Raw genomic sequence first — 13,127 nt, 5'->3', positions numbered from 1 at the left:
TGTCTACTTGTAGGGGAGAATACCATTTCTTGTTAGAGTGTAGCTTTGTATGAGTACAATTATTACATGTTACAGGGCCTGGTATGTAACTTCATGCATATTGACTTATCTAAGAGGAGAAGAGACGTGTTTTATTTTATCATTTACCCATCAGTCTCGTTAAAGCCATCCCAAGAAATCCAAAACCCATCCCTATGAGCCATCCGACTTGGGGACTCCCTAACCAAGCTCCCAATCCTCCACCGAGAAACATACAGCCAACAAACACTAATCCTCCAACGGCCCATTTTTGCTGCTTCATAATTCACCTCCTTTTTTAATTAAAATATTATGTAGCTAAATAACTTTTCTTGCACATAATACGTTATAGGTATTAGAGCCTCTTAGGTTATATGAACAAAATATCCCTTTAGCAACAATTCCAAATTCCAAAATCTTATCCGTGAAATGAGGCAGAAAGAAAATTAGTAAGAGCTTGCAATAGGCATTACACTGCAAGCTGTTTGTATGCACTCGCGGTCATGTTACGAACACCTTGTAAGCAGTATAGAATCATTGGGTTCGGAGACTAATAAATGAGCATTAAAAGATTGCTGATTTCTTAGATCGCACCATTACTTTTAACATCAAAGGAAGACGATTTTTATCGTTTGCAGGAAAGCCCTTCTTACTGCATGTGTTATATTGCGTTTTTATGCATAAATTCGAATTTTTACGTTTTGCAACGCTATTTTATACTTAATGTAAGATGATAATTTAGAAATATTTTACTTTTTGTTTAATGAAAGCGATTTACATCATTGATACAATGTAGTATTAGAATAATCCACAGAATTAGCGATACTAAATGCATTGTGGTAACAGTACTTTCTTCCATGTTTTAAACGTTTCTTTAGCAGCTGATGCGGTTTTATTGACATCTTTTTGGTAGAGATCATCAGCTGGCACATGTTGCATAAAATAAATAGTTTTCAAGTTATTTATTTTTTAGCACTTTTTCCGTTACCTACTGTTCGGATATACCTCTAAATACCGGCGTTTTTAAAGATTAATTTTTGAAAGGGATGTGTTTATGAAAGCAGACATTGTATTTATAAACGGAGAAGTTATTACAGTAGACAAAAAGAATTCAATAGTCGAATCTGTAGCTGTAAAAGGCAACCGTATCGTAGGTGTTGGTTCAAACCAGGAAATTAAATGTTTTATTGGGGAAGAAACAGAAGTTATTGATTTGGAAGGAAAAACACTTCTTCCTGGATTTATTGATTCTCATATTCACCTGATTTTATATGGTGTTTTTCAGTTAGGGGTAAGCTGTAAAGCACCTCATATCGACTCTGTTGCAGCTGTGTTAGATGCTCTGAAGGAAAAAGCACTGGAAACTCCCAAAGGTGAATGGATACGGGCTTGGGGATTTAACGAAACCGCGGTAAAGGAAAAACGTTATCCAACGATTGCTGAGCTAGACGCAATTTCAACAGATCATCCAATTATCGTATCTCGCACTTGTGGACATATCAGTGTGGTAAACAGCAAGGCGCTGGAGATGGCGAAAATTGACGAGAATACACCAGACCCTAAGGGAGGGGTGATTGAAAAAGATCAGGCAGGAAGGTTGACAGGAAGATTAATTGAAGCAGCAAATATGAAAATGAACGAAATAGCAAGTTATACAGAGAGCGAACTTATGAAGGCAGTGAAAATAGCATCAGATCACTTCATTGCAGCAGGCATTACAAGTATTCATGAAGCAGGTGCATTTGGCCCTGATAGTTACCGTTTGCTACAAAAAGCTGTAAAAAACAAGGATATCCGTGTTCGTATATATGCTATGATTTCTTCGTTAAATAATTCCCATGAATTTGTTGACAAAATGATCAAAGCTGGAGTAATAACCGGTACTGGGGATGAAAAGTTCAAAATCGGACCGGCTAAATTGTTTATAGATGGAAGTAGCACAGGTCCAACCATTGCAACTCGCGACCCTTATTCAAGTGATCCTAACAATTCAGGCATTCTTTATTATAGTGAGGAAGAAATCTATCGAGTCCTAGGCGAGGCACATAAAAAAGGATATCAAATCACTGTGCACGCCCAAGGAGATAGAGCCATTGAAATGTATTTAAATTGTGTGGAAAAAGCGTTGGAGGAATTTCCAAGGACAAACCATCGACATCGGATCGAACATGCAGGCATTTCAACACCTGATTTACAAGAAAGAATAAAAAAACTTGAACTTATCCCTATTCCAAATCCTCCGTTTCCATATGAATTTGGTGAGATATATATTCACAATTATGGTGATCGTGTCAATTATATGTACGCTATTCGGGACTTTATGGATAAGGGTATCATGGTAGCAGGTGGTTCAGACTCACCAATTACTGATTATAATCCTTTATTAGGAATTCATACCGCAGTTAATAGAAAAAGCCAATCTGGAATGGAGATTGGAACTAATCAATCCATTAGTGTAATGGAAGCGATTAAACTTTATACGTGGAATGGCGCTTATGCAAGTTTTGAAGAAGAGATAAAAGGAAGTATAGAAGTCGGAAAGTTAGCGGATTTAGTCGTTTTAAGTGATAGTGTTTTGCGTGTTAATCCAGATAAAATTAAGGATTTGAAAGTAGAAGCAACAATGATTGATGGTGAGATTCTCTATCAAAGGGGAAATTTGAAAAGAGGGAAATGGAGTTGAAATGATGTAACTTGTGTATGGTTATTTCAAGGTAAAGTTCAAGTAAAATTTCTTATCAACTGGTTCTCCACGGTAAATTTTGCAAAAATTTTGTTCTGAAAATTCGGCAAACGGATTACCCGGTTAGTTAAACGATACGAAAGCCACAAATATATTATAGGATTACTAAATTATTTGAAGAAGGAGTGTAAATGATGGAACAACAAAAATTGTTAATTAATGGGGAAAGGCTAAAAAATACGCTTGAACAATTTGCAAATTTTGGACGTACAGAAAACAATGGAGTAACTCGTTTATCATTGTCTGAAGAGGATAGATTAGCTCGAGATTATTTTTGTTCTTGTTGCGAAGAATTAGGTATGTCCATAAAGATCGATGATATGGGTAATATTTATGCTACTTTAGAAGGGCTTGAAAACAAGCCGCCAATAGTGATCGGTTCACATTTAGATACTGTAAAAAATGGCGGACGGTTTGATGGAGTCTTAGGAGTGGTTGCTGGTTTAGAAGTGGTAAGAACATTATTAGAAAATAATATCAAACCACTAATCCCAATCATGATTGTTAATTTTACAAATGAAGAAGGTGCTAGATTTGAACCTTCATTGATGGGATCTGGGGTTCTTTCAGGTAAATTCGAAAAATCTATCATGCTACAAAAAACAGATGCTGATGGTATCACTTTTGAAGAAGCATTAAATTCTATTGGTTATGCAGGTAAAGAAGAGGCACGTTTGAAAGAAGCTACTGCTTTTTTAGAGTTGCACATTGAACAAGGTCCAATTCTTGAACGAGAATCATGTTCTATTGGTATCGTTGAATGTGTAGTTGGAATGGTGTGCTATGAGATTGAAGTAACTGGGGAATCTGACCATGCAGGAACTACTCCTATGGACATGAGAAAAGATGCTCTCTTTGCAGCAAACAACTTAATAACTGAAGTAAGGCAAAAAATGAGCGCGCTTGATCATGAATTGGTGTATACCATTGGAAGATTGAACGTATTCCCTAATATACACACGGTTATTCCAAATAAAGTTGTCTTTTCATTGGAAGCTAGACATAAAAATCCAGCGGTTATCAAGCAAGTGGAGGAAATTATTCAAGGACTTGCACAATCATCTTTCAAAGAAGGATGTGAAATCAAAACAAAAAAATTATGGGATCGGGATACGGTTTGGTTTAATAAGCAAATCTGCGATCTGTTAGAACAATCTACAAAAAAATTAGGCTATTCCTATAAAAGAATGGTTAGTGGCGCGGGTCATGACGCTCAATTCATAGCTAACTATATACCAACTGCCATGGTTTTTGTTCCAAGCATCAATGGAAAGAGCCATAGTGAAGATGAACTTACCACTTGGGAAGATTGTGAAAAGGGAGTAAATGTAATATTAGAAACCATTCTTGCAATGCAAAAAAATTTTAAATCATAAAAAACATCTTGGCTAGAGGGGAGGGGTATTTTGAAATATATTAAAATTTTGCTCTGGGTACCTTTTATAGGATTGTTAGGTTTCTTGTCCTTTGCGAATAAAATAGAGCCATATGTGTTAGGAATGCCTTTTCTTTTGTTTTGGATTGTATTTTGGATGGTACTTTCTTCGGTTATTTTAACGATTGTGTATAGATTTGATCCCGATAATAAGGGGAGGGATCCAGAATGAATATATCCTTAATTATTATTTTTATGTTCTTAATCCTAGCTCTTTATTTAGGAATAAACGCAAGAAAAGGAAAAGATATGAATATGCAGCAATTTGCTGTTGGTGGCAGAGGCTTTGGAACCTTGTTCGTTTTTTTGTTAGTCGCAGGTGAGGTTTATACAACGTTTACGTTTCTAGGTGGAAGTGGGTGGGCCTACTCAAAAGGAGCTGCAGTTTATTATGTTCCCACATATATATGTTTGGCATATGTGCTATCTTATTGGCTTGTCCCTAAAATTTGGAAATATGCTAAGGAACACAGCATTATCTCGCAACCTGACTATTTTGCATCTAAATACAACAGCCGTTCAATGGGGATTATAGTGGCTATTTTGGGAAGTATGGCCCTTGTACCTTATATAGTTATACAAATTAAAGGATTAGGAATAATTGTTTCAGAAGCTTCTTATGGAGCCGTTTCACCAGTTGTTGCAAGTTTTATAGGCGCAATAGCTGTAACTACTTATGTAATAATCTCTGGTATCCATGGTTCAGCGTGGACTGCTGTAATTAAAGATATTATGATTTTAGTAGTTGTTGTATTTTTGGGGATATATATTCCTATCCACTACTTTGGCGGAATTCAGCCAATGTTTGAGTCAGTTCAGTCTGTTAAACCTGAGATGCTGACATTGTCAAATCAAGGACTAAGCATATCTTGGTTTATCTCAACGGTTCTTTTAAATGCTGTAGGTTTTTATTTATTACCTCATTCTTTCTCCGTCGTTTTATCCGCAAATGGAGAAAAAACACTCCGTAAAAATGCTATTACTTTACCTTTATACACTTTATTATTGCTTTTTGTCTTTTTCATAGGCTTTACGGCTGTTGTACAGATTCCAGGTTTGCAAGGAGCCGAAGGAGATCTCTCTCTTTTAAGATTAGCGATTGAAACTTTTGATCCATGGGTAATTGGTATAGTCGGAGCCGCTGGTTTACTGACTGCTTTGGTGCCGGCTTCTGTTATGCTAATGTCTGCATCTGTTGGTTTAACAAAAAGTTTTTACAATGCCATTGTTCCAAAAGCTACGGAAAAACAGCAATTAATTGCATCGAAATTATTTTTAATTGGAATTTCTTCTTTCGCTTTAATCTTTACCATAACAGGTGGAGAAGCACTAGCCATACTAAACATCATGTCATATAGTCTTATTTCTCAATTAGTAACAGCATTGTTTTTTAGCTTTCCAAAAAATAATCTTATCAATAAGTACGGCGCCATTACAGGAATTGTTGCGGGGGTGTTTATAGTTTTATATGCGACGATTTTTCATGTAAAGATCGCAACTTTCTTTCCAAATGTGCCCCATGTAATTAATGATATCAGCACAGGAGCAATCGCATTATTAATAAATACTGTAGTAACTTTAGTTGTTAGCATTTTTACTAAAAATATGGATATTAACAAGAAACAAATGAGTGATATTGAAGCAAGTAATTAGAGGAGGTTTTTAATGAGTCGATTTTTGATGAATTTATTTGGTCGGCCATATGGTTTTTTGGGAAACATCGGTGGAAGGATTATGGCAGCTACTAATAAAGAAATCAACGAATGGACCGTGTCATTATTGGATATACGAAGTAATGATACGGTACTAGAGATTGGATTTGGTCCCGGAATTGCAGTTGAGAAGATAAGCAACATCATTAAGGAGGGGACGTTCGTAGGAATTGATCCCTCAGAAGTAATGCTTTCACAAGCACAAAAAAGGAATGAGGCCGCTATACGGGAAGGAAGAGTAAAGCTACAACTTGCGGCTATTGAGGATCTTCCCGTGTTTAACGAAGCGTTTGATAAAATCTTTTCGATCAATTCGATTATATTCTGGGAACAACCTATTGAACGATTAAAAGAGTTGCGGAATTTGCTGAAGCCAAACGGGCTGATTGCAATTACACTCCAGCCTCGTTCCAAGGGTGCAACTAATGAAATAGCACGTCAAGAAGGGGAAAAATTAGTACAGTATCTCAAAGAGGCAGGGTTCTCACCAATTCAACTTGAAGTGAAAAAAATGAAGCCGGTTTCAGCTGTATGTGCTATCGGTGCTAATCCATCGAGTTAAAGATCTATGGGTTATTTTTTATTTCCTTGTTTTAGTGAAAATCTAGCTATAATTACAATGGTATTAACTCAATATAAAGACGCTGCAGTATAAAATATAACTAAGCGGTGAACCTCATAAAGACCGAATAGTCTAATATTTTTGTTGTGTGACACATAAGTGTAAGTGTTACATAACAGATTGTTTTTAAGTAACTTTTCTGTTAGTATTTTCTGGAAATAACAATGTAAACAATGTAGGTGTATAGGAAAGTACATGATGTATGATGTGTTGTTATAATTCTTAAACGTCGCCGTCAAATTGTAGGTATGAACTAATAATCACTTTGTGCATAAAATAGTGCAGAATTATTCTTGGATTTATTAATAATTTTATCACTAAAATTAGATCTAAGAATAATAAGTAGAGTGAAATTTCTGACTAATATAAAATTAATTATGTATACTCATCGTGATCACATAAAAAAGCGGAAAACATTTGAATATAACAAAATTATGCCTCCAGCTAGCAACACAGTTTTTTGAATTATTCTTATACAATCACGCCTGACTTCTACAAGTAATTTATAATGATTCACATTCTTTAGAGAAACATGTAAGCACAAAGTATGATTATGAGGATAGACTCCCATGCCGAAAAAATTTCGTCGCCATCGGAAGGATGAAAACAACCTTCTGTCGAATGGTCTCCTTGCAGCTGGGGCTATGAGGTTGTGGTATCTATGGTATGTAAAAGTCCGAAGGATAGTGAAACTGGAAAAAACGAGTGCATAGCACTTATTAACCATATATATACTGAAATACCTCCATTTGGAATTGAATTCCGAAGGCTAGGCGGCCACCGTTTTTTGTCTTAAATGGTGTTTTCAGGATAGAGCCATTAGAAATTCTAGTCGATTTTTGCAAATATCAATCCACGACAAAAATTTGTAAATTTTTATGAACACTTTCTCCATACTTCTCCTTTATTCTAAAACCAGAAAAGGATGGAGGTGTTGAAAATGAAAAAACTTATTTCAGGTTTGTTCATACTTGTTTCAGCTTTTATGCTAGCTACAGCTGTCTTTGCAGCAAATAAAGATGATAATAATGGTTGGAAAGAAATGTTACCAATGATGAAACAAATGCATCCAAATTTATCAGAGGAACAATTACTAAAAATGTATGAACAGTGTCGAAATAACGGAGAAAAAATGATGGAACATATGATGAATTATGACAGAATGAATCAACAAATGATGAAATAAGGGCATATGAACAACCAGATGTAACAAGGCTTAATCAGTTATATTTAAGCACTGCAGGCTTTAAAACTACGGTGCTTTTTTCATACGTAAATTTCAGTAAATAGAAAAGAAAACAGCAGGTTTAAAAATTCAATCTGCTGTTTATTTTTATTTATATTTGCGGCATGACGTCTTATCCCGTTAGGAATTTCACCTACTTGAACCGTTTTTATTACTTTGTTTTGTTCTTTATCTATGACACTAACTGTGTTTTCAAACATATTGGTCACGAAAACACATTTTATGATCTGGACTTGTGGCTACTCCTTGTTCATTATTTTCTATTTGGAAACGACCTTAAGGGATCTCCGTTTTTTCTGCACATTTTCTCTACATTTGTTTGTTATTATATGGAGGAGAGTAAGCTGATAAGGAAGGGACAAAAGTGCGAAAAATTTCATTTAAATTAGGACTATTATTTTTTGTATTCGTATTAGGAGTAGAGACGATTTTATTTGTGTCTTTATATGTTACTCTGGTTCATTCTCGAATTAATGAGGAATTTGAACAGCTGTTGGCAAGAGGGAATAATCATCGCGATGTGTTAGAAAAAAATTATAACCCTTCTACGTTAGAACATGTCACCATGATGGAGTCTGAAGCAGAGACAGATGTCGTTATTACAAATGAAAATGGGAAGATATTGTATTTTTCAGATCATATTTTACCATTTGCTAAAAGAATCATAAAAAAAGCAAATAATAAAAACATTCCCCATAGTGGAATGATTGTGCAAAAAAATTGGCAAAAAGAGGCGCATATTTCAACGGTAAGCCCGATTCGGATTGACGGCAAGATCAAAGGGTATGTCTATATGTTTCAAAATACGGATTCCATTCAAAACATGATTTATAAGTTAAAGCATCATTTCATTATGGTTGGAATTCTTTCGGTATTTTTAACGATTATTACGATTGCTTTCTTATCAAGAGTCATTACCATCCCTCTCATTCGCATGAAAGAGGCGACCGAAAAATTGAGCAAAGGCGATTTTTCTGTTCGTCTGCAAATAAAAGGGGAGAACGAATTGGCGGAATTAGGAAAAGCCATTCAAACATTGGCGAGGGATTTAGAATACTTAAAAAAAGAAAGAAACGAATTTCTCGCCAGTATTTCTCATGAGCTTCGCACCCCTCTCACTTATGTAAAAGGGTATGCGGATATAGCTAGGAGACCCAACATGGGGGAAGAGGAGAGAAATCGATATTTGTCCATTATCTACGAAGAAGCAGAGCATATGCAAAAATTGGTGAAGGATCTTTTTGAATTAGCGAAGATGGATCAACATTCCTTTCAAATCCATAAGAAACCTACAAACTTATGTTCTTTCTTAAAAAAATTGCATGACAAAATGCACCCCGCGTTTCAAGCGAAAAAAATGTCTCTTGTATATTACTGTGATGGAAACATTACCGTCCATATAGACCAGAAACGTTTTGAGCAAGTGATGATGAATTTGTTGGACAATGCTTTAAAATATTCCGATCAAGGTTCTACCGTGTCTATTGATGTAAGAACAGAGAAAAACAACATTGTGATTATTGTTTCGGACGAAGGCAGAGGGATCCCTGAAGAGGATTTGCCGCATATTTTTGAACGGTTTTACCGAGTGGATAAATCAAGATCAAGAACCAGCGGCGGAACAGGACTGGGGCTGGCCATCGCCAAGGAAATTGTGGAAGCGCACGGAGGCTCGATTTGCGCCGCAAGTGAATATGGAAAAGGAACAAACATGATTATTACATTGCCGGAGGGATGAACATGTACACGATTTTACTGGTTGACGATGAAAAACGAATGTTGGATTTACTTGATCTTTATCTGTCGCCTAAAGGATATCATTGTGTAAAATGTGAGTCCGGCTTATCAGCGATACAGTACTTAGAGAATAACCAAGTGGATTTAGTTTTACTGGATATTATGATGCCAGAGATAGATGGTTGGGAAACGTGCAAGCGAATTAGAGAATTTTCCGATGTTCCTATTATCATGGTGACCGCAAGAGATCAAACGTTAGATATCGTCAAAGGACTCAATATTGGAGCGGATGATTACATCGCCAAACCGTTTGACGAAGCCGAGCTTCTTGCCCGCATAGAGGCGGTGCTGCGCCGCTCCGTAGGAAAGCGCTCGAAAATAGAATTTCAAGGATTAGTGTGGGATGAAGACGAACATAAAGTCCACTATCAAAACGAACCGATTTTTCTAACGCCGAAAGAGTTTGCCATATTGGGGCTGTTTTTGAAGCATCGAAACAGAGTGTTCAGCCGAGAACAAATCATCGTGTCATTATGGGGCTATAACGCAAATACAGAAGAGCGTACCATAGACTCTCATGTCAAAAATATTAGAGAAAAGCTGAGACAAGTTGGTTTTCCGATCGATCAATTTCTGCAAACCGTTTGGGGGGTAGGATATAAATGGGAGGCATAAGGTAAGAAGAGGATGAAAGAACAAATTTTTTCTTTAGTTTAAAATCGTTATTAAACTATGAATAAAAATAGGGGCATTTTAACGATATCCTCTAAAGAAATACATTTTTTAACGCTAATCTTATCAATTGCATTTTATACCCATTACGGGTATGATGTATTTAGAAGATAATTATTGAGGTGATACCAGTGAATCCAAATCAATATCAAGATAACAATATAAATGCCAAAATGGTTCCGCGAACTGAAGAAGAGATCGAAAGCATCGTCAAGCGCCTGAAGCGCATTGAAGGGCAAGTGCGCGGGGTGCAAAAAATGGTCGAGGACAATCGTTACTGCATTGATATTTTGGTGCAAATTTCCGCGATTCAAGCCGCATTAAACAAAGTCGGGTTGAACTTGCTGGAACGACATGTAAATCATTGTGTTGCCAAGGCGATCCGCGAAGGAAGCGGAGAAGAATCCATTCGGGAATTAATGGATGTCATTAAGCAATTCTCAAAGTAAAAGTAAAGGAGGGAAAGCTGGATGAGTGAACAAAGAACCGTGACACTGAAAGTAACCGGCATGACCTGTGCCGCTTGTTCCAATCGTATTGAGAAAGTGTTGAACAAAATGGATGGGGTAGAAGCCAATGTCAATTTGGCGATGGAAAAAGCAACGATTAAATACGATCCATCGAAACAAAGCATAGCCGATATCCAAACGAAAATTGAGAACTTGGGGTATGGAGTTGCAACGGAAAAGGTGACGCTAGATATTGAAGGGATGACATGTGCAGCGTGTGCGGCACGGATTGAAAAAGGGTTAAATCGTATGGAAGGTGTTACGAGCGCTGCTGTAAACTTGGCGACAAACAGCGCTGTTGTAGAATACAAGGAAGGCATTACATCTGTAGAAGACATTTTAGAGAAAATCAAAAAGCTTGGGTACAAAGGGCAGATCCGAAACGAAGAACAAGATCATGCAGGTCGGAGAGAAAAGTTGCTTAAACAAAAGCAACGACAACTTGCCATTTCTATCATCTTATCGCTGCCTTTGCTTTATACGATGATTGCTCATATGCCATTTGATATAGGCTTACCGATGCCGGACATTTTGATGAATCCGTGGTTCCAGCTTCTTTTGGCTACACCCGTTCAGTTCTACATTGGCGGCCCTTTCTATGTAGGGGCATACCGGGCATTACGTAACAAGAGTGCCAACATGGATGTACTAGTGTCGCTTGGAACATCGGCAGCTTACTTTTACAGCTTGTACGAGGCTTTCAAAACATTAGGAAATCCTGAATATATGCCAAGATTGTATTTTGAAACAAGTGCCGTGCTGATTACGCTTGTTCTTGTTGGAAAATACTTTGAATCGTTGGCGAAAGGGCGAACAACGGAAGCCATCTCTAAACTGTTGAGCCTGCAGGCAAAAGAAGCTACTGTCATCCGTAATGGGGAAGAAATAAGAGTTCCACTTGAGAAAGTGGTGATAGGTGATACCATTCTCGTCAAACCGGGAGAAAAAATTCCGGTAGACGGTACCGTCATCGCCGGAGTATCTTCCGTAGATGAATCGATGATTACTGGTGAATCCATTCCTGTTGATAAGAAGGAAGGCGACTCTGTCATCGGAGCAACCATTAATAAAAATGGTGTACTAACCATTCGGGCAGAAAAGGTTGGGAAAGATACAGCACTTGCCAATATCATTAAAATCGTAGAAGAGGCGCAAGGATCGAAAGCGCCTATTCAGCGTATGGCTGATGTCATTTCGGGTATTTTCGTACCAATTGTTGTAGGAATTGCTGTCGTTGCATTCATTATATGGTACTTCTTTGTGGCGCCGGGCGACTTGCCAAAGGCGCTTGAGGTAGCCATCGCGGTTCTCGTTATTGCGTGTCCTTGTGCGCTTGGCCTTGCCACACCGACATCCATTATGGTCGGTACAGGCAAAGGCGCAGAAAAGGGGATCCTCTTTAAAGGAGGTGAGTACCTAGAGGGAACGCATAAAATCAATGCCGTGTTACTGGATAAAACAGGAACAGTGACAAAAGGAAAACCAGAAGTAACAGATGTGCTTAAGTTCCGAGAAGACATGCTCGATTATACCGTTTCCGCCGAGAGCGCTTCGGAACATCCGCTGGCTCATGCGATTGTGGAATATGGGAAGAAACGAGCGATTTCTGTTAAGCCACTGGAGCATTTCTCCGCGATTACCGGTCACGGAATTGAAGCGACTATTAATGGAAAAAATGTCCTTGTTGGAACGCGAAAGCTGATGAAGGAACGCTCTGTAGAGATTTCTATGCATGAAGATAAAATGATAGAGCTTGAAAAACAAGGAAAAACTGCCATGTTAGTTGCTATTGACGGGCAGCTTGCTGGCATCATTGCTGTCGCTGATACGGTAAAAGAAAGCTCCAAAGAAGCCATTCAAACATTAAAACAAATGGGTATCGAAGTGTACATGGTAACGGGTGACAACAAACGTACAGCGGAAGCTATTGCTAAGCAAGTGAATGTGGATCGTGTATATGCAGAGGTACTTCCTGAAGAAAAAGCGAATATCGTCGAAGAGTTGCAAAAACAAGGGAAACGAGTAGCAATGGTCGGTGATGGAATTAATGATGCTCCAGCTCTTGCGAAAGCGGATATTGGTATGGCCATCGGCACAGGAGCGGATGTCGCCATCGAAACGGCCGATGTCACCTTGGTCGGCGGAGATTTAGCCCATATTCCGAAAGCGATTGAGTTAAGCCGCAAAACAATGAAAAACATTCGGCAAAACCTGTTCTGGGCTTTGTTCTATAATACCATTGGTATTCCTGTAGCTGCCGCTGGATTATTGGAGCCTTGGGTTGCCGGAGCGGCAATGGCGTTCAGTTCCGTATCTGTGGTGACAAACGCGCTTCGTTTGAAACGCGTGAAAATATAAAGAATAAGGAGGAAT

Annotated in this window: 11 protein-coding genes and 1 pseudogene; 10 read left to right on the top strand and 2 right to left on the bottom strand. The window is 37.8% G+C overall.

Annotated features, from left to right (window positions below):
* Nucleotides 1–139 precede the first annotated feature (139 nt).
* Nucleotides 140–301 carry a hypothetical protein gene (locus tag HT574_RS10210; RefSeq protein ID WP_175244506.1) on the bottom strand — a complete coding sequence of 54 codons (162 nt, stop codon included), beginning with the start codon at nt 299–301 and terminating at the stop codon, nt 140–142.
* 771 nt (nt 302–1,072) lie between these two features.
* Between HT574_RS10210 and HT574_RS10205 the strand changes: the two genes are divergently transcribed.
* The 6 genes from HT574_RS10205 (at nt 1,073) to HT574_RS10180 (ending at nt 7,716) form a co-directional block, all read left to right on the top strand.
* Nucleotides 1,073–2,701, top strand: coding sequence for an amidohydrolase (locus HT574_RS10205; RefSeq protein ID WP_175244505.1), 1,629 nt, complete (start codon nt 1,073–1,075; stop codon nt 2,699–2,701).
* A 194-nt stretch (nt 2,702–2,895) separates the two neighbouring features.
* Nucleotides 2,896–4,137 carry a Zn-dependent hydrolase gene (locus tag HT574_RS10200; RefSeq protein WP_175244586.1) on the top strand — a complete coding sequence of 414 codons (1,242 nt, stop codon included), beginning with the start codon at nt 2,896–2,898 and terminating at the stop codon, nt 4,135–4,137.
* Between the two features lie 30 nt (nt 4,138–4,167).
* Entirely contained in the window at nt 4,168–4,368 is a 201-nt protein-coding gene (locus HT574_RS10195; RefSeq protein ID WP_175244504.1) for a DUF3311 domain-containing protein, read from the top strand.
* Nucleotides 4,365–5,849, top strand: coding sequence for a sodium:solute symporter family protein (locus HT574_RS10190; protein ID WP_175244503.1), 1,485 nt, complete (start codon nt 4,365–4,367; stop codon nt 5,847–5,849). Before HT574_RS10195 ends, HT574_RS10190 begins: the two co-directional genes overlap by 4 nt.
* 12 nt (nt 5,850–5,861) lie before the next feature.
* A complete protein-coding gene (locus HT574_RS10185) occupies nt 5,862–6,470 on the top strand; it encodes a class I SAM-dependent methyltransferase (protein ID WP_175244502.1) in 609 nt (202 codons plus the stop codon).
* A gap of 1,000 nt (nt 6,471–7,470) precedes the next feature.
* Nucleotides 7,471–7,716: a hypothetical protein gene (locus HT574_RS10180; RefSeq protein WP_175244501.1), complete on the top strand. Its 246-nt coding sequence runs from the start codon at nt 7,471–7,473 to the stop codon at nt 7,714–7,716.
* A 173-nt stretch (nt 7,717–7,889) separates the two neighbouring features.
* Here the strand turns inward: HT574_RS10180 and HT574_RS20350 are convergent.
* Nucleotides 7,890–8,022: pseudogene (locus tag HT574_RS20350) on the bottom strand (YncE family protein); the annotation flags it as partial.
* Nucleotides 8,023–8,140: 118 nt separating this feature from the next.
* Here HT574_RS20350 and HT574_RS10170 point away from each other — a divergent pair.
* From HT574_RS10170 to HT574_RS10155, 4 genes are all read left to right on the top strand, one after another.
* The gene (locus HT574_RS10170; RefSeq protein WP_175244500.1) at nt 8,141–9,514 is read left to right on the top strand and encodes a sensor histidine kinase; all 1,374 of its coding nucleotides are present in this window, start codon (nt 8,141–8,143) and stop codon (nt 9,512–9,514) included.
* Between the two features lie 2 nt (nt 9,515–9,516).
* On the top strand, nt 9,517–10,188 hold the full coding sequence (locus HT574_RS10165; protein WP_175244499.1) for a response regulator transcription factor: 672 nt from the start codon (nt 9,517–9,519) through the stop codon (nt 10,186–10,188).
* A 230-nt stretch (nt 10,189–10,418) separates the two neighbouring features.
* Nucleotides 10,419–10,694 carry a metal-sensing transcriptional repressor gene (locus HT574_RS10160; RefSeq protein WP_042412041.1) on the top strand — a complete coding sequence of 92 codons (276 nt, stop codon included), beginning with the start codon at nt 10,419–10,421 and terminating at the stop codon, nt 10,692–10,694.
* A gap of 21 nt (nt 10,695–10,715) precedes the next feature.
* Entirely contained in the window at nt 10,716–13,112 is a 2,397-nt protein-coding gene (locus tag HT574_RS10155; RefSeq protein WP_175244498.1) for a heavy metal translocating P-type ATPase, read from the top strand.
* Nucleotides 13,113–13,127: the final 15 nt, after the last annotated feature.

This window comes from Parageobacillus sp. VR-IP, from assembly GCF_013357975.1.
GTDB classification, from domain to species: domain Bacteria; phylum Bacillota; class Bacilli; order Bacillales; family Anoxybacillaceae; genus Saccharococcus; species Saccharococcus caldoxylosilyticus.
This window is presented reverse-complemented; position numbering and strand designations above follow the sequence as displayed.

Excerpts from the sequence above, each read along its gene's own strand:
- HT574_RS10210 (WP_175244506.1), bottom strand. The coding sequence starts at position 301 with ATGAAGCAGCAAAAATGGGCCGTTGGAGGATTAGTGTTTGTTGGCTGT.
- HT574_RS10205 (WP_175244505.1), top strand. The coding sequence starts at position 1,073 with ATGAAAGCAGACATTGTATTTATAAACGGAGAAGTTATTACAGTAGAC.
- HT574_RS10200 (WP_175244586.1), top strand. The coding sequence starts at position 2,896 with ATGGAACAACAAAAATTGTTAATTAATGGGGAAAGGCTAAAAAATACG.
- HT574_RS10190 (WP_175244503.1), top strand. The coding sequence starts at position 4,365 with ATGAATATATCCTTAATTATTATTTTTATGTTCTTAATCCTAGCTCTT.
- HT574_RS10185 (WP_175244502.1), top strand. The coding sequence starts at position 5,862 with ATGAGTCGATTTTTGATGAATTTATTTGGTCGGCCATATGGTTTTTTG.
- HT574_RS10180 (WP_175244501.1), top strand. The coding sequence starts at position 7,471 with ATGAAAAAACTTATTTCAGGTTTGTTCATACTTGTTTCAGCTTTTATG.
- HT574_RS10165 (WP_175244499.1), top strand. The coding sequence starts at position 9,517 with ATGTACACGATTTTACTGGTTGACGATGAAAAACGAATGTTGGATTTA.
- HT574_RS10160 (WP_042412041.1), top strand. The coding sequence starts at position 10,419 with ATGGTTCCGCGAACTGAAGAAGAGATCGAAAGCATCGTCAAGCGCCTG.
- HT574_RS10155 (WP_175244498.1), top strand. The coding sequence starts at position 10,716 with ATGAGTGAACAAAGAACCGTGACACTGAAAGTAACCGGCATGACCTGT.